This is a genomic window from Streptomyces sp. NPDC059010, from assembly GCF_042740355.1.
Classification (GTDB): Bacteria; Actinomycetota; Actinomycetes; order Streptomycetales; family Streptomycetaceae; genus Streptomyces.
Map to the genome: position 1 here is coordinate 1 of NZ_JBHYJA010000040.1, position 16,174 is coordinate 16,174.

The 16,174-nt window shown below is 71.9% G+C and carries 16 protein-coding genes; 11 read left to right on the top strand and 5 right to left on the bottom strand.

Annotation, left to right across the window (positions count from 1 at the left end; translation table 11 throughout):
- Positions 1 to 98: 98 nt before the first annotated feature.
- The 4 genes from ACFWYS_RS34035 to ACFWYS_RS34050 all read right to left on the bottom strand — a co-directional run bounded on the left by ACFWYS_RS34035 (position 99) and on the right by ACFWYS_RS34050 (position 4,255).
- Positions 99 to 1,565, bottom strand: a complete 1,467-nt coding sequence (locus tag ACFWYS_RS34035; RefSeq protein WP_384777123.1) for an MFS transporter — start codon at positions 1,563 to 1,565, stop codon at positions 99 to 101.
- A 155-nt stretch (positions 1,566 to 1,720) separates the two neighbouring features.
- Positions 1,721 to 2,743: a class II fructose-bisphosphate aldolase gene (gene fbaA / locus ACFWYS_RS34040; protein WP_384777126.1), complete on the bottom strand. Its 1,023-nt coding sequence runs from the start codon at positions 2,741 to 2,743 to the stop codon at positions 1,721 to 1,723.
- Between the two features lie 155 nt (positions 2,744 to 2,898).
- Positions 2,899 to 3,447: an orotate phosphoribosyltransferase gene (gene pyrE / locus ACFWYS_RS34045; protein WP_384777128.1), complete on the bottom strand. Its 549-nt coding sequence runs from the start codon at positions 3,445 to 3,447 to the stop codon at positions 2,899 to 2,901.
- Positions 3,448 to 3,457: 10 nt separating this feature from the next.
- A complete protein-coding gene (locus tag ACFWYS_RS34050; RefSeq protein ID WP_384777131.1) occupies positions 3,458 to 4,255 on the bottom strand; it encodes an aldose 1-epimerase in 798 nt (265 codons plus the stop codon).
- 120 nt (positions 4,256 to 4,375) lie between these two features.
- Here ACFWYS_RS34050 and ACFWYS_RS34055 point away from each other — a divergent pair, with 120 nt between their 5' ends.
- The 3 genes from ACFWYS_RS34055 (at position 4,376) to kynU (ending at position 6,990) form a co-directional block, all read left to right on the top strand.
- Entirely contained in the window at positions 4,376 to 4,789 is a 414-nt protein-coding gene (locus ACFWYS_RS34055; RefSeq protein ID WP_272114505.1) for a DUF3151 domain-containing protein, read from the top strand.
- A gap of 151 nt (positions 4,790 to 4,940) precedes the next feature.
- The gene (locus tag ACFWYS_RS34060) at positions 4,941 to 5,813 is read left to right on the top strand and encodes a tryptophan 2,3-dioxygenase family protein (protein WP_384777134.1); all 873 of its coding nucleotides are present in this window, start codon (positions 4,941 to 4,943) and stop codon (positions 5,811 to 5,813) included.
- Entirely contained in the window at positions 5,806 to 6,990 is a 1,185-nt protein-coding gene (gene kynU, locus ACFWYS_RS34065) for a kynureninase (protein WP_384777137.1), read from the top strand. Before ACFWYS_RS34060 ends, kynU begins: the two co-directional genes overlap by 8 nt.
- A 12-nt stretch (positions 6,991 to 7,002) precedes the next feature.
- Here the strand turns inward: kynU and ACFWYS_RS34070 are convergent, their stop codons facing one another.
- Complete coding sequence (locus tag ACFWYS_RS34070; protein ID WP_384777140.1) at positions 7,003 to 7,605, bottom strand: TetR/AcrR family transcriptional regulator; 603 nt, start codon at positions 7,603 to 7,605, stop codon at positions 7,003 to 7,005.
- Positions 7,606 to 7,824: 219 nt separating this feature from the next.
- Between ACFWYS_RS34070 and ACFWYS_RS34075 the strand changes: the two genes are divergently transcribed.
- The 8 genes from ACFWYS_RS34075 (at position 7,825) to ACFWYS_RS34110 (ending at position 16,134) form a co-directional block, all read left to right on the top strand.
- Complete coding sequence (locus ACFWYS_RS34075) at positions 7,825 to 8,796, top strand: alpha/beta hydrolase (RefSeq protein ID WP_384777142.1); 972 nt, start codon at positions 7,825 to 7,827, stop codon at positions 8,794 to 8,796.
- A 272-nt stretch (positions 8,797 to 9,068) separates the two neighbouring features.
- Positions 9,069 to 10,163: an alpha/beta hydrolase gene (locus tag ACFWYS_RS34080; RefSeq protein ID WP_384777145.1), complete on the top strand. Its 1,095-nt coding sequence runs from the start codon at positions 9,069 to 9,071 to the stop codon at positions 10,161 to 10,163.
- Positions 10,164 to 10,306: 143 nt separating this feature from the next.
- The gene (locus ACFWYS_RS34085) at positions 10,307 to 11,491 is read left to right on the top strand and encodes an acyltransferase (protein WP_384777344.1); all 1,185 of its coding nucleotides are present in this window, start codon (positions 10,307 to 10,309) and stop codon (positions 11,489 to 11,491) included.
- Positions 11,484 to 12,839: a sensor histidine kinase gene (locus ACFWYS_RS34090; protein ID WP_384777147.1), complete on the top strand. Its 1,356-nt coding sequence runs from the start codon at positions 11,484 to 11,486 to the stop codon at positions 12,837 to 12,839. The genes ACFWYS_RS34085 and ACFWYS_RS34090 overlap by 8 nt, the downstream gene beginning before the upstream one ends.
- A 16-nt stretch (positions 12,840 to 12,855) precedes the next feature.
- Entirely contained in the window at positions 12,856 to 13,530 is a 675-nt protein-coding gene (locus ACFWYS_RS34095; RefSeq protein WP_384777150.1) for a response regulator, read from the top strand.
- Positions 13,531 to 13,665: 135 nt separating this feature from the next.
- Positions 13,666 to 15,006 carry a sensor histidine kinase gene (locus ACFWYS_RS34100; protein WP_384777153.1) on the top strand — a complete coding sequence of 447 codons (1,341 nt, stop codon included), beginning with the start codon at positions 13,666 to 13,668 and terminating at the stop codon, positions 15,004 to 15,006.
- Positions 15,003 to 15,668 carry a response regulator gene (locus ACFWYS_RS34105; protein WP_384777156.1) on the top strand — a complete coding sequence of 222 codons (666 nt, stop codon included), beginning with the start codon at positions 15,003 to 15,005 and terminating at the stop codon, positions 15,666 to 15,668. The genes ACFWYS_RS34100 and ACFWYS_RS34105 overlap by 4 nt, the downstream gene beginning before the upstream one ends.
- Before the next feature lie 31 nt (positions 15,669 to 15,699).
- Positions 15,700 to 16,134 (top strand): VOC family protein, encoded by a 435-nt coding sequence (locus ACFWYS_RS34110; protein WP_384777159.1) that lies wholly within the window; start codon positions 15,700 to 15,702, stop codon positions 16,132 to 16,134.
- The last annotated feature ends 40 nt before the right edge of the window (positions 16,135 to 16,174 follow it).

A 16,174-nucleotide genomic window follows, 5' to 3' on the forward strand; every position in this document is an offset into this window, starting at 1 on the left:
GGTCCAGGGGGCGGAGCCCCCTGGGAGCGGGGTCGAAGGGGCGGCAGCCCCTGGGGATGGGACGGGTAGGGGCGGCGGGGGCGAGACAAGCCCGGCGGCTAGGAAAGGCGGCGGCGGGTCGGGCGGCCCTCCAGTGGGGGTGCTGTGATGCCGCCGTGGGTGTGGCACTCCGGGTGGGTGCAGTCCGGCGGCAGGCGTCGCACCGTCGCGAAGGCGAGGATCGAGCCGGCCGTCAGAAGGCCCGCGCACAGGGTCATCGCCCGGTCGAAGGAGTCGTCGAAGGCGGCCGGCGATCGGTATGCGTCCTCGCCCATGCCGGTCAGCAGCGGCAGCGCAGCCACGGCGACCAACCCCGCCGCACGGGCCGCCGCGTTGTTGATACCGCTGGCCAGCCCGGCCCGGGCGACATCCACCGAGGCGAGCACGGTGGCGGTCAGCGGGGCCACCAGCGTCACCAGGCCGAGACCGAGGACGAGGACGGCGGGCAGTACGTCGGCGACATACGACGCGTCCGGACCGACGCGCAGCATCAGCAGCATGCCGGCCGCGGACAGCAGGGGCCCGACGGTGAGTGGGATGCGCGGCCCGATCCGGTCCGCGAGGGCACCCGAGCGGGCGGACAGCAGCAGCATCAGGACCGTCGTGGGCAGCAGTGCCGTACCGGCGCCGAGGGCCGAGTAGCCGGAGACGACCTGGAGCTGGAGCGCGGCGAGGAAGAAGAAACCGCCGAGGGCCGCGTACACGCACAGGGTGACGAGGTTGACCGCGGTGAACTGGCGGGACGCGAAGATGTCGAGCGGCATCATCGGGTCGGGGCGCCGCTTCTCGACGACCACGAAGGCGATGCCCGCGGCCACCCCGAGGATCGCGGTGAGTGCGACGGCGAAGGAGCCCGTGGGGGCCTCGATCAGCGCGTACGTCACCAGGGCGAGGGACAGGGCGCCGAGGGCCGCGCCGAGCACGTCGAAGCGGCCGTGTTTGGTGCCGTCCCCCGACTCGGGGACATGTCGCAGGGCGACGGGGACGCACAGCACCGCCAGCGGGACGTTCAGCAGGAACACCCAGCGCCAGCCCGGCCCGTCCACCAGCCAGCCGCCCAGGAACGGGCCGACCGCCGCGCCGACGCCCCCGAACCCCGACCACAGGCCGACCGCCCGGCTCCGGTCGTCGGGATGGAAGGACGCCTGGATCAGCGCGAGCGACCCCGGCGTGAGCAGCGCCCCGCCGATGCCCTGCAGGGCCCGGGCGGCGATGAGCACCCCGGCGTTCGGGGCCAGCCCGCACAGCAGTGAGGCGGCGGCGAACCAGATGACGCCGATGACGAAGACCCGGCGCCGCCCGTACCGGTCCCCGAGCGAACCGCCCAGCAGGATCAGCCCGGCCAGCGTCAGCATGTACGCGTTGACCGTCCACTGGAGCGCGGCGAGGTCGGTGTCGAGGTCGCGGCCGATGCGCGGCAGGGCGACGTTGACGACGGTCGAGTCCAGCATCGCCATGCTGGAGCCGAGGACGGTGGTGAGCAGGATCCACTTGCCCTGCGGTGAGGCCAGCCGGACGTCGGGCATGCCCCCAGGTATACCCAGTTCGCCTCGCGCTGTCCGCATCGGCCACCGCTGCCGGCCTGCTTTTCTGCTGGGGGTCCGGGGGTTGTCCCCCGGAATAATGCAGTACAGCGAGCCCGGCGCCGTAGACAGGCGCCGGGCTCACCGAACAGGTACGGCTACTTGATCTTCGTGCCCGTCGAGCGCAGGTTGGCGCAGGCCTCCGTCACGCGCGCGGCCATGCTGGCCTCGGCGAGCTTGCCCCAGGTGCGCGGGTCGTAGGTCTTCTTGTTGCCGACCTCGCCGTCGACCTTCAGGACGCCGTCGTAGTTCTTGAACATGTGGGCCGCCACCGGACGCGTGAAGGCGTACTGGGTGTCGGTGTCGATGTTCATCTTGACGACGCCGTTCTCCAGCGCGGTCGCGATCTCCTGCTCGGTGGACCCGGAACCGCCGTGGAAGACGAAGTCGAACGGGGACGCCTTGCCGTACTTGGCGGCGACGCCCTCGTTCAGCTCCTTGAGCAGCTCGGGGCGGAGCACGACGTTGCCCGGCTTGTAGACGCCGTGGACGTTGCCGAAGGACGCGGCCAGCAGGTAGCGGCCCTTCTCGCCGAGGCCGAGGGCCTCGACGGTGCGGATGGCGTCGTCGACCGTCGTGTACAGGGAGTCGTTGATCTCGTGCGAGACGCCGTCCTCCTCGCCGCCGGTCGGGGTGATCTCGACCTCAAGGATGATCTTCGCGGCGCGGGCGCGCTCCAGCAGCTCCTGCCCGATGGCGAGGTTGTCGGCGAGGGTCTCGGCCGAGCCGTCCCACATGTGCGACTGGAACAGCGGGTTCTCGCCGCGCGCGACGCGCTCCTCGGAGACCGCGAGCAGCGGACGTACGTACCCGTCGAGCTTGTCCTTCGGGCAGTGGTCCGTGTGCAGGGCGACGGTGATGTCGTACTTCTTGGCGACGATGTGCGCGAACTCGGCCAGGGCGACGGCGCCGGTGACCATGTCCTTGTTGTGCTGACCGCCCAGGAACTCGGCGCCACCCGTGGAGATCTGGATGATGCCGTCGCTCTCCGCCTCAGCGAAACCGCGCAGGGCCGCGTGCAGGGTCTGGGTCGAGGTCACGTTGATGGCCGGGTAGGCGAACTTGCCTGCCTTCGCCCGGTCGAGCATCTCGTTGTAGACCTCGGGGGTTGCGATGGGCATCTGTCCGCTCCTTGAGTCTGCGGGTTGACGTACTGCGTACGGCGTTCTTCTTACGGCCCTGACCTAGACCTTGGGGGGTGTGTGACGTCGTCGTCGGCCCCATCTTTCCAGAACTGGCCGGATGGTCCCGCCCCCGTGTCCAACCTGTGGATACCTCAGTCGAGACCCAGGTCATCCTTGGAGTACGCGAACACGTACGGCACCCCGGCCTGCTCGGCGATCGCCTCGGCGGCCCCCGTCGCACGGTCCACGATCGTGGCCACGGCGACGACCTCCGCGCCGGCCTCACGCAGCGCCTCCACCGCGGTCAGCACCGAGCCGCCCGTGGTGGAGGTGTCCTCGACGGCGAGCACCCGGCGGCCCTTGACCTCGGTGCCCTCGATACGACGCTGGAGGCCGTGGGCCTTGCCCGCCTTGCGCACGACGAACGCGTCGAGCACCTTCCCCCGGGCGGCGGAGGCGTGCAGCATCGCGGTCGCCACCGGGTCAGCGCCGAGCGTCAGACCACCGACGGCCTCGTAGTCGATGTCGGCGGTCAGGTCGAGCATGACCTGGCCGACCAGGGGGGCGGCCACACCATCGAGGGTGATGCGGCGGAGGTCGACGTAGTAGTCAGCCTCCTTGCCCGACGACAGGGTCACCTTGCCGTGCACCACGGCCTTGTTCTTGATCTGTTCCAGCAGCTCACCGCGTACGTCAGTCATGCCGCCCAGCTTAGAGGCGCCGCCAGCTCCAGACGGTGGTGGCCTCCAGCGGCTCCAGCGGTGTGACGAGCCGGGGCAGCGTGTTCAGCCCGTTGGGCGGCCCGGTCTGCGGCTCCACACAGACGGCGGCGTCCTGCTCGTCGTAGACCACGACCCACTCCTCGCGGCTGCCGACCTTCAGCTCCAGCTGCCCCGGCCAGGTGAGGGTGACGTCGACGCCGCCGGGCATGCCGAAGCAGTCGTCCCAGGGGCCCGGCTCGGGGTCGATGCGGTTGCCGGTGGGGAGGTGGTCGTCCCCGCGCTCCTCCTGCCAGGCCGGGCTGAAGTCGAGCCGGACGTCCTCGGCGCCGTCGCCGCCGAGGCTCCGGTTGAACCAGGGGTGCCAGCCGATCTGGGCCGGGAAGGACGTCTCGTACGTCTCGACGGACATGGTGAGGGTCAGGCTGTCCGGGGTGAGCGCGACGACATGGGTGACGCGACCGGCGTACGGCCACGGCTCGACCAGGTCGTACGTGATGACGGCCTCGTCACCGGTGACCCGGGCGACGCTCCACTCCCCGTCCCGGGCGGTGCCGTGGATGGCGTGCGGCGGGGCGTTGAGCGGCAGCTGCCGGACCACGGCGCCGTCCAGGAACCGGCCGTCCCGGGTCCGTCCGCACCAGGGGACCATCGGGAAGCACCCGAACCGTTCCCCCTGCCGCAGCAACTCGGTGCCCCCGACACGCAGCCCCCCGACCCGCCCGCCGTTCCCCGGCAGCACGTCCACCTCCGCGTCACCCGCGGTCAGCGTGATGTGTTCGTTACTCACGGGACGACCCTACTGGGGCGATCAAGACCCCCTGAAGAGCCGCACGGGCAGCACGCACCCGGCACCGAGCGGCGCAGCACATCGGGGTGACCCCCGCAGGGATCCCTCACACTGGACCCCATGGCCATTCACGAAAACCTTCTCGGGGGCCCGCCCCCGACCCACCTCCCCGACGACCCCGGGCCGCGCGAGCTGCTCGCCGGTGGCACCGCCCCCGCGGATGTCGCCGCGAAGTACCCGACCTCCTCGCTGGCCTGGGCCCAGCTGGCCGACGAGGCGTTCGAGCGGGGCAGCGTCGTGGAGTCGTACGCCTATGCCCGTACGGGCTACCACCGGGGCCTGGACGCCCTGCGCCGCAGCGGCTGGAAGGGCCACGGCCCCGTCCCCTGGGAGCACGAGCCCAACCGCGGCTTCCTGCGCGCCCTGCACGCCCTCGCCCGCGCCGCCGGGTCGATCGGCGAGCAGGAGGAGTACGAGCGCTGCACGCAGTTCCTGAAGGACTCTTCGCCGACGGCCGCCCAGACACTGGGCTGACCGGACGCTCGTCGTGGCCCGCCCGGTCGGTGTGACCAGGCGGGCCTTGCGAGGTCCGGGGGACATCCCGGAGTATGCCGGGTGGGGACCGGGGCCCCTTTGCCGATAACGGCAGGGCGGACCGCTACCCGGAGTTACACAGGAGACAGCGATGTCCCAGCCGGCTCACCCACCCGTGGCGGCGTCCGCGCAGACGTCCACGGAGACCCACGAGCCCGAGACCCCCAATCTCGACTTCGCAGGCACGACGCCTTACGAGGACTACGTCAAGGCGGACGTGCTCACCCACCTCCAGCACACCCTCTCCGACGATCCCGGAGAGATGGTCTTCCTGGTCACGACCCAGGTGATGGAGCTGTGGTTCACGGTCATCGTCCATGAGTGGGAGACCGCGGCACGGGCCCTGCGCGAGGACCGGCCGGGCGTGGCGATCGACGCCCTGAAGCGTTCCGTACGGGAACTGGACGCCCTGAACGCCTCCTGGAAGCCGCTCGGCCAGCTTACCCCGGCCCAGTTCAACGCGTACCGCAGCGCCCTCGGCGAGGGCTCCGGCTTCCAGTCGGCGATGTACCGCCGGATGGAGTTCCTGCTCGCCGAGAAGTCCGCGTCCATGCTGGTCCCGCACCGCGGCGCCTCGCGCGTCCACGCGGAACTGGAGAAGGCGCTGCACGAGCCGAGCCTGTACGACGAGGTGCTCCGCTTCCTCGCCCGGCGCGGCTGTGAGATCCCCGAGGCCGTCCTCAAGCGCGACGTCTCCCAGCGGTACGTGCCGTCGGACGAGGTCGAGGCCGTCTGGACCGCGATCTACGCGGGCGACCAGAACTCCGAACTCACCCGCCTGGGCGAGGCGTTGACCGATGTCGCCGAGCTCGTGTGGCGCTGGCGCAACGACCACCTGGTCGCCACCCGGCGCGCGATGGGTGCCAAGGCCGGCACGGGCGGTTCGGCCGGGGTGGCCTGGCTGGAGAAGCGGGCCCAGAAGAACGTCTTCCCCGAGCTGTGGACGGCGAGGTCCCATGTCTGAGCTGGCATCCAGGGCGGCGGCGCTGGACGCCGCCGACGAACTGGCCGGTGTCCGCAAGCAGTTCGTGCTCGACGAGGTCGTCTACCTCGACGGCAACTCGCTCGGCGCGCTGCCCGCGAACGTGCCCGGCCGGGTCGAGGACGTCGTGCTGCGGCAGTGGGGCCGGCTGCGCATCCGGTCCTGGGACGAGAGCGGCTGGTGGACCGCGCCCGAGCGGATCGGCGACCGGATCGCCCCGCTGGTCGGCGCGGCGGCGGGCCAGATCGTGGTCGGCGACTCGACAAGTGTCAATGTTTTCAAGGCACTTGTGGCCGCCGTGCGGATCGCCGGGGAGGGCCGCGACGAGATCCTCGTGGACGCGACCACCTTCCCCACCGACGGCTACATCGCCGAGTCGGCGGCCCGGATGACCGGCCGTACGCTGCGCCCGGTGACGCCGGCGGAGGTGCCGGGCGCGCTGAGCGACCGTACCGCCGCGGTGTTGCTGAACCACGTCGACTACCGCACCGGACGGCTGCACGACCTGCCGTCCCTCACCGCCGCCGTGCACGCGGCGGGCGCGGTGGCCGTCTGGGACCTGTGCCACAGCGCGGGCGCGCTGCCGGTGGGGCTGGACGAGCACGGGGTCGACCTCGCGGTCGGCTGCACGTACAAGTACCTGAACGGTGGCCCGGGTTCACCGGCGTATCTGTATGTGCGACGGGGGCTCCAGGACCGTTTCGACTCCCCGCTCCCCGGCTGGAACTCGCACGCCGAGCCCTTCGGTATGCGCAGCGACTTCGAACCGGCGGCGGGCGCACTGCGCGGTCGCGTCGGCACGCCCGACATCCTCTCCATGCTCGCCCTGGAGGCGGCTCTGGAGGTCTGGGACGGCGTGCCGATCGAGGCGGTGCGGGCCAAGTCCCTCGCGCTGACGGACTTCTTCCTGGAGTGCGTCGCGGTGTACGCGGGGGAGGGGCGCGTGGAGTCGGTGACCCCGGTCGCCCACGCGGAGCGCGGCAGCCAGGTGGCACTGCGCTGCGAGGACGCCGGGGACGTCATGAAGCGGCTCATCGCGCGGGGGGTCGTGGGCGACTTCCGGCATCCCGATGTGCTGCGGTTCGGCTTTACGCCGCTGTATGTGGGGTTCGCGGATGTGGAGCGGGCGGCGCGGGTGCTGGGGGAGGTGCTGGGCTGACCCCGAGGGGCCCTAGGTGACGTACGCCCCCGCCACGGCAGCGGCATGTGCGGCGCGCGCGGCGCGCTCCGCGTCGGGGGCGGCGGGGGCCACCCCGGTCGTCAGCAACTGGTAGTAGAGGGGGGCCGACACCGCCCGTACGACGGCGTCGGCATCCGTCCCGACGGGCAACTCCCCTCTCGCCACGCCCTGTTCCACGCACGGCGCCCACTCCGCCACCCGCACCTCGTAGAACCGGCGGAGCGCCTGCGCCGTCCGTTCGTCGCAGGCCGCGGCGGCGATGACGGCGCGGAACAGCGCACCCTGCCGGGGATCGGCCAGCGTCCGCTGCACCAGCGCGGCGTTGGCCCGCAGATCGCCCAGCACGGTCCCGGTCTCCTCGCGGGGCAGCGACTGCTCGGCCATGTCGGCGAGCAGATCGGCCACGAGACCGGTCACCGAGCCCCACCGCCGGTACACGGTCGTCTTGCCGACCTCCGCGCGGCGGGCGAGGTCCGCGAGATCGAGGCCGTCGAAACCCTGCTCCGCCAGCACGTCGCCGGCCGCCCGCAGCACGGCCGCACGAACACGCGCGGTGCGTCCTCCAGGACGTACGGTGCCGGGTTCGGCGGACATATCGGCCTCCTTGGTACACGTAACCGCAGGTGCGGGGTGTGGGGTGCTCCACGGTGCCAGCGTAACGAAACAGCAGAACCGTTTAACCCTCACCGAGCGTGACATCCCCGTGTCCGCGCACGTCAACTCCCTGGTACCGTCCCCGCCAACGGCCGATTCCCACCTGGTCCGCCACCCCCGCTTCCGTCCAAAACCGTTATGTCGCTGAGAGGTTGGAGCATGCCGCACGACGTCGCAGCAGCCCAGGCCGCCGCAGAGGAGGAGTCGGCCTTCTCGCACCCGCCCGTCGACCCCGACGCCATCGCCTCGTACGGCGACCATCCCGACCAGGTGATCGACTTCTACGCCCCACGCGGCGAGTCCGGCCCGGGCGGCCAGGCCCCGCTGGTCGTCCTGCTGCACGGCGGTGCGTGGCGGGCGCGTTATGACCGGCGGCATGTGACGCCGTTCGCGGACTTTCTGGCTCGGCGGGGGTTTGCCGTGGCCAATGTGGAGTATCGGCGGGGGGCGGATGTGAGCGGTGCGGGGGCGGGGGCCTCGGGGGCGGGGGGTGCGGCGGATTCGGTGGCTGCGGGCTCGGGCTCGGGTTCGGGTTCGGCTGGGGCCGAGGGTTCGGATTCGGGTACGGCCGCCGGGCGGTGGCCGGAGACCTTCGATGACGTCGCCGCCGCGCTGGACGCGCTGCCCGCGCTCGTGCGGGAGGCGCTGCCGCAGGCCGACCCGCGCAGGATCGTGCTCACCGGGCACTCGGCCGGCGGCCACCTGGCCCTCTGGGGGGCGGCCCGGCATTGCCTTCCCGCGGACGCGCCCTGGCGTACCGACCGGCCCGCGCTCCTGCGGGGGGTGGTCGCCCTCGCGCCGATCGCCGACTTCACGGTCGCCGACAAGCTGGACGTCTGCGGGGGTGCGGCACGCCAACTCCTGGGCGGGGAAGCGGAGTTCGCAGAACGGCAGCCGTACGCCGACCCCGCGCTCCTGCTCCCGACCGGTATCGCGACGACCCTCGTCCAGGGCCGCACGGACGTTGTCGTCCCGCACGCGGTCGCCGACTCGTACGCGGACGCGGCAGCGAAGGCGGGCGAGGTCGTCGGACTGACGCTGCTGGAGGACGTCGGGCACTTTCCGCTGATCGACCCGGCGGCGGACGCGTGTGCGGTGGTGGTGGAGGAGATCGCGCAGTTGGCGTGGTGACGTGGGCGGTGCGATTGAGCTGCCTAGGGGTGAGCCGCCTCGGGTAGGGGTGAGCCGCCTCGTGAAGCCGCGAGAGCTACCTCGTGCAGCCGGGAGAGCCGCCTGGCAGCTGCCTCGCATAGGGGCGCGTAGGGGGCGGCCCCTTCATACCCGTAGTACCTGAGAGCTACGTCGCAGGTGAGCTCCCTGGGCGGACGCGGACGACGAGTCCGGATCCGTAATTTCCCATCCAGACAAGCCCGATGGCCGGGCGGACTGGAAGGGAAGCGACCATGGGGCGGACGACGGGGGCAGCCGGGGCGAGCGCGTCGGAGACGTCCGCAGCGGAGCACAGCGGGCCGGGCAAGGCGCAGGAAGTGCCCACGGCACAGGGGGCGGGCGAGCCGAAGAAGCCCCGCCGTACCCGCGGAGCTCCCCGCACCCACCGATGGCGCCGAGCCTTCCTCGCCGCCCTGATCACGGGCGCCGTCGTCGTCCCGCTGTCCGGTGCCACCCGCCCCGAGGCCCCCGCCCCGGCCCCGGCCGTGGTCGCCCGGGTGACGGCGGCGACGCTGGACGAGGCGTACGCGGCCAACCGCGCCAACGCCACCGAGGCGTCCCGTATGGCCGAGGCCCACGGCTACGGGGAGCGGGCCGCCGCAGACCGCGCGATGGCCGACCGGTCCCGCCACTACCTCGCCTTCGACGGCCGCGGCTCCGGCCTCGCGACCGAGGTCTTCGGCGACCTGGCCCACGCCGACCGCATCGCGGTCCTGGTGCCCGGCTCCGACACGTCCATCGACACATACGGCCGCTTCCGCGACGCCGCCCGCGCCCTGCACGAGCGGCTCACCCGGGAGGCTCCGCAGGGCACCCGCACCGCGGTCGTGGCCTGGCTCGGCTACGAAACCCCGGGCACGGTCAGCACGACGGTCGCGACACCGGACCGCGCGGAGCAAGCGGCCCCGAAGCTCCGGGAGTTCATACGGCAGCTGCGTGCCCTCAACAGCGAGCCGCGCATCTCCCTCCTCTGCCACTCCTACGGCTCGGTGGTGTGCGGCCGTGCCGCCTCCCGGCTGGACGTGGACGACATCGTGCTGGTCGGCAGCCCCGGTACGGGCGCGGACACCGTCGCGGCCCTGCACACCCCGGCCCGCGTCTGGGCGGCCCGGGGCAGTGACGACTGGGTGGGCGAGGTCCCGCACATCAAGATCGACCTGCTCGGCACGACCGTCGGCTTCGGCACCGACCCGGTGTCCCCGTCCTTCGGCGCCCGCGTCTTCGCGGCGGGCGACGGCGGCCACAGCGACTACTTCAGGCCGGGCTCGACGTCCCTGGCCAACATGACCCGCATCGTCCTGGGCGAGACCCCGGAGGTGACCCGATGACTGAGCCGACACCTATGCCCGTGCGCACTGCATCGCCCTCTTCTTCGTCGCCCTCCTCTCCGGCCGGTGCCTCATCCTGTTCCTCGACCGGTTCCTCGGCCGAACCCCGCACGGAAGGCCGCCTGCATCGCATATGGCAGGGCATACGCCAGGGCGCCGACCGTGTAGATGCCGCGACTCCCGCCGGTCGGGACCGGGCGGTAGACGCCCTGCGGGCCTTCGCGATCCTCGGTGTCGTCCTGGGCCACTGGCTGGTCACGGCCTTGGTGGCGGAGGGCAACGGCGGGGGGCTGCGCACCGCGAGCCCGCTGCACCACATGCCCTGGCTGGCCCCGATCTCCTGGGTCTTCCAGACCCTCGCCGTGTTCTTCCTGGTCGGCGGCCATGTGGCGACCCGCGGCTACGCCTCGGCCCGGGCCCGCGGCGCGACGTACGGGCAGTGGCTGGCGTCCCGTCTGTCCCGCCTGTTCAAACCGGTGATGGCCGTCCTCATCCTGTGGACGGTGGCGTCCGCGTCGCTGCTTCTCTCGGGCACGGACACGGGCACTGTCCACACGGTGCTCAAACTGGCCCTGTCTCCCCTGTGGTTCCTGCTGGTCTTCGCCGCGCTGACGGCGGCGACACCCCTCCTGCGGCGACTGAACCCCCTGTGGCCCCTGGCCGTCGTTCTCCATGTGGACCTCCTCCGCTTCGGCTTCGGCGGCCCGGCCTGGCTCGGCTGGATCAACCTGGCGGCCGGCTGGCTGGTGCCGTTCACTCTGGGCGCGGCCTGGACGCGGGGTGAGCTGGAGCGCCGTCGCGCGGGCTGGATCCTGCTGACGGGCGGCGCGGTGACGACGGCCGGGCTGGTCGCCTGGGCGGGCTATCCGGCGTCCATGGTCGGTGTCCCGGGCGCCGGCATCTCCAACCTCAACCCGCCGACGCTGGCCGCGGTCACCTTCGGCATGGCCCAGTGCGGACTGGCCCTGCTCCTGCGGGGGCCACTGCGCCGTTCGATGCGCCGCCCGCCGGCCTGGGCGGCGGTGGCGCTGCTCAATCTCTCCGCGATGACGATATTCCTCTGGCACCAGACGGCCCTGATGGCGACGACGGCCGTGGCCCTGCCCGCGGGCCACCTTCCCGGCCTGCACACCGTTCCCGACAGCCTCGGCTGGGTGGCGGCCCGTCTGGTGTGGCTCCCCTTGTTCGCGCTGGCGCTGGCCGTCTGCTGGACGGCGTTTCGCGCCTACGAACAGGGACCGCGCCGCCCGAGCGGCCGCCGGTCCAGAGTCGTCCTGTCCCACCGTGCCTCCCGCGGCACCGAAGCGAAGGCGCACCACCATGCCTAGGGTTGGCCATGTGACGGAGACGGGGAGCCAGCACGCGTTCATGAGCTGGGTGCGGCGCTGGCTGCGGGTGCTGCGCGACGACCTGTGGACCGTCAGGGTGGATCCGCTGCCGCCCTCCACGTGGCTGCGCTGGCTGCCGCACGGCGTGCTGTGCCTGGTCGCGTTCGGCGTCACCATCGGCGCCGTGGCCCAACTGAACGACAACGGCGGGGCGGGCGGCCAGGTCGCCTTCGGGATCGGGCTCGCGCAGGGCGGGGCGGTGGTCCTCGCGCTGTGGCGGCCGGTTCCCGGGTGGTGGCTCTCGATGGCGGGCATGGTGGCGGGTGCCGTCGAGGTGCGTCGCAACCTGCTGGCCGGTAGTGCGCACGACTTCACCTGGCCCTGGTCAGCGGCCGGAATCATCGGGCAGATGGCCGTGCTGCTGCTGGTCGCTCTGCGGGTGCGCACCCGAGTGTCCCTTGAGGTGCTGGCCCTCAGCGCGCTCGTCACCTACGTCCTGCAGGGGTTGTGGGGGGCGGGCGCCTACCAGCCCACCGGAGTGCTCGCGATCATTCTGTTCGCGGTCGTCGTGGTCCTCGGCATCGCTCTGCGCGGCCGCCGGGAGGCCCGTGCCGAGCTCGGCCGGCAGACCACGATCACCGCCGAGGAGCGGGCCCGGCGCACCCTGCTGGAGGAGCGCAGCCGTATCGCCCGCGAGCTGCACGACGTGGTGGCCCACCACATGTCGGTCATCTCCATCCAGGCCCAGGTCGCCCCGCACCTGGTGGAGAACCCCTCCGAGGAGTTGCGGACGAACCTCGCGGGCATCCGGCAGAACGCCCTGGACGCGCTCACCGAACTCCGCCGTGTGCTGGGCGTCCTGCGCTCCGAGAACCCCGAGGGCCCGGACGACCCCTACGGCCTCGGCGAACCGGGCACCGGCACCGCCCCCGACGCCCCCCAGCCGATGCTCGACCGGCTCGACGCGCTCATAGAGAACACCCGTGCCGCCGGACTGGACGTCGTCACCGACATCCGCGGCGAGGCCCAGCAGTACCCCACGGGTGTGGAGCTGTCCGCGTACCGGATCATCCAGGAGGCGCTCAGCAACGCGCTGCGGCACGCGCCGGGTTCGGAGGTGCGCGTCGAGGTCTCCCACGACTTCCACGGGCTGCATCTGGGCGTCGTCAACTCCCGCCCGCAGCGCCCCGTTCCACCCTCCGCGGGCGCGGGACACGGTCTGCTGGGCATGCGGGAGCGCGCGGCGATGCTCGGCGGTCATCTCACCGCGGCCCCGACCCAGCACGGCGGCTTCGCGGTCTCGGCCTTCCTCCCCCGGGGTGACGCCCCGCCCGTTCCCCATCCCTGACAGGAGAATCGACTCCATGACGAGCAGCCCCATCCGTGTACTCATCGCCGACGACCAGCAGATGGTCCGGCAGGGTTTCTCCGTGCTGCTCAACACCAAGCCCGACATCGACGTCATCGGGCAGGCGGTCGACGGCCTGGACGCGATCGAGAAGGTCGCCGAACTCGCCCCCGACGTCGTCCTGATGGACATCCGCATGCCCGAGCTGGGCGGTATCGAGGCCACCCGCCGCATCACCGACACGACACCGCACATCAAGGTGCTGGTGCTGACCACCTTCGACCTCGACGAGTACGTGTACGAGGCCCTGCGCGCGGGAGCGTCCGGCTTCCTCCTCAAGGACGCCTCCGCCGACCAACTGGCCGAGGCGGTACGGGTCGTGGCGGCCGGTGACGCGCTTCTCGCGCCCGGCATCACACGCCGCCTGATCGCCCAGTTCTCCCGCATGGACGGGCGTCCCCGCGCCCCGCTCAAGGACCGCGTCGGCGGCCTGACCGAACGGGAGACGGAGGTCCTCGCCCTGATCGCGCAGGGCCTGTCGAACGCGGAGATCGCCGAGCGGCTGGTCGTGGCCGAGCAGACGGTGAAGACCCACGTGGGCCGGATCCTGGTGAAGCTGGGGCTCCGGGACCGGACCCAGGCGGCGGTCTTCGCGTACGAGTCGGGCTTGGTGCGGCCCTCCGGGTACTGAGCGGCCACCCCGAGTCGGCCGCCCGGGCATCCTGGGCCCGACCAGCGGGGATACCTGTAGTACCTGAGATGGATGTGAGGGAACCCCTCTCACTGGGGACGACCGCGACACGGCCCTGCGCCTACCGTTCTGTACGTGACCGAGACGACTCAGATGCCGACCCCGCCGCCGGGGGACGGGGCCAAGCAGCGCAGCCCCGAGCTCCGGCTGGCCGCGGGCGCCCTCAAGGGGCTGCGGCAGGACCTGTTCCACGACGCCTTCGCCTACCGCCCGCTGCCGCGGATGAGTGTCGACGGCCCGCTGACCCGTCGGCTGCCGGGCCGGCTGCGGGACTACGTGGCCTGGACACCACACGCCGTGATCTCCACGGCCGCCCTGTTCACACTGTTCATGGCGGCCGTCGACAACGAGGGCGCGGTTCTGGTGCTCGGCCCGCTCGCCGTGATCCCGATCCTGCTGACCATGATCCGGCCGGTCGGCGCGTTCTGGCTGTCCATGGCGGCCACCCCGGTCACCCAGGTCTTCGCCAACACCGTTGACGGCTACCCCTGGCAGCCGGCGAGCTTCGCCTGCCATCTGACCGTGCTGACGGTCGTGGCCATACGCACCAGGCCGCGCACGGCCCTGTACATGTGGGTCGTCACCGCGGCCTACGGCTTCGTGGCGGACGTGATGTTCGGCCCCGCTTACTACTACGGCGACGACACCGCCCCCTTCCTGGTCTTCTCCGCGCTGATCCTGCTGGTGGTCGCCATCTGGCACACCCGCAGGGAGGCCCGGCAGGAGGTCACCGCCCAGCAGACGGTGACCCTGCAGGAGCGCTCCCGGCGGACCCTGCTGGAGGAGCGCACGACCATCGCCCGCGAGCTGCACGACGTGGTGGCGCACCACATGTCGGTCGTCGCCATCCAGGCGGAGGCCGCGCCCTACCGGGTGGAGAACCCGCCGCCGGAGCTGGAGCGGGCCTTCGCCACCATCCGGGAGAACGCGGTGGCCGCACTCACCGAGCTGCGCCGGGTCCTGGGCGTCGTCCGTGCCGAGGACTACGAGGCCCCGGACGCCCCGCAGCCCACCCTCGCCGACCTGGACGCGCTGCTGGCGAACGTGCGGGACACCGGCCTGGACGTCGAGAAGACGGTGACGGGAGCGGTGCGCGCCCTTCCGCAGGGCGTGGAGCTGTCGGCGTACCGGATCGTGCAGGAGGCGCTCAGCAACAGCCTGCGCCATGCGCCCGGGGCGAGTGCGAAGGTGGAGATCGGGTACGTCCTCGGCGGGCTCGGTGTGCGCATAGTCAACGGCCCGCCGCCCGCGCCGGCTCTGGTGAAGCCCTCGCCGGGCGCCGGGCACGGCATCACCGGGATGCGGGAGCGGGTCTCGATGCTGAGCGGTGAGATGACGGCGGGCCCGACGGAGGACGGCGGCTACGAGGTGGCCGTGTTCCTGCCGGTGGCCACGACGACTGAGGACGGATCATGACCATCCGCGTGCTGATCGCGGACGACCAGATGATGGTGCGCGAAGGCTTCTCGGTCCTGCTGAACGCGATGCCGGACATCGAGGTCGTCGGCGAGGCAGTCAACGGGCGCGAGGCGGTGGAGCGGGTCCGTGAGCTCGGTCCGGACGTCGTGCTGATGGACATCCGTATGCCGGAGCTGAACGGCATCGAGGCGACCCGCGAGATCGTCGCGGCGGACGGCTCGGCGAAGGTGCTGGTGCTGACCACCTTCGACCTCGACGAGTACGTGTACCAGGCGCTGCGCGCGGGAGCCTCCGGGTTCCTGCTGAAGGACGCCTCGGCCCGCCAGCTCGCCGACGGTGTGCGGGTGGTCGCGGCCGGCGAGGCGCTGCTGGCCCCCTCGATCACCCGGCGTCTGATCACGGAGTTCTCGAAGCTGTCGGACTCCCCGCGCGTGATGTCCTCCGCGCACGCGGCGTACGGGGAGCTGACCGAGCGGGAGACGGAGGTGCTGGTGCTGATCGCGCAGGGCCTGTCGAACTCGGAGATAGCCGAGCGGCTGGTGGTTGCCGAGTCGACGATCAAGACCCATGTCAGCCGGATCCTGGTGAAACTGGGACTGCGGGACCGTACGCAGGCGGCGGTGTTCGCGTACGAGGCTCGCCTGGTCACACCGGGCTGAGAGCCTGAGCCGCCGGGGCTACGGTGAGGGGATGGAACAGCGCATCACTCTGATCACGCTGGGAGTCGCCGATCTGGCCAGGTCCAAGGCGTTCTACGAGGCGCTGGGCTGGCGGGGGCAGGAGGTCGAGGAGACCGTCTTCTTCCAGGCGGGCGGCCTGGGGCTGGTGCTGTGGGGCCGGGACAAGCTGGCGGAGGACTGCGGTCTGGAGCCCGGGCGGGCGGGCGGTTTCGGCGGGATCGTGCTCGCGCACAACGTCCGTTCGGAGGCCGAGGTCGACACACTCCTCGCGTCGGTGGAACGGGCCGGAGGGACCGTCACCAAGCCGGCGGCCGTCAACGCGATCGGGTTCTACTCCAGCGCCTTCACCGACCCCGACGGCCACGCCTGGGAGGTCGCCCACAACCCGGGCTTCCCACTGGCCGAGGACGGCACGATGACACTGCCGGACTTCGGCACGGCCTAGGCGACAGGGCCTGCCCTGGTCAGGGAGCGGTAAGCCGGTC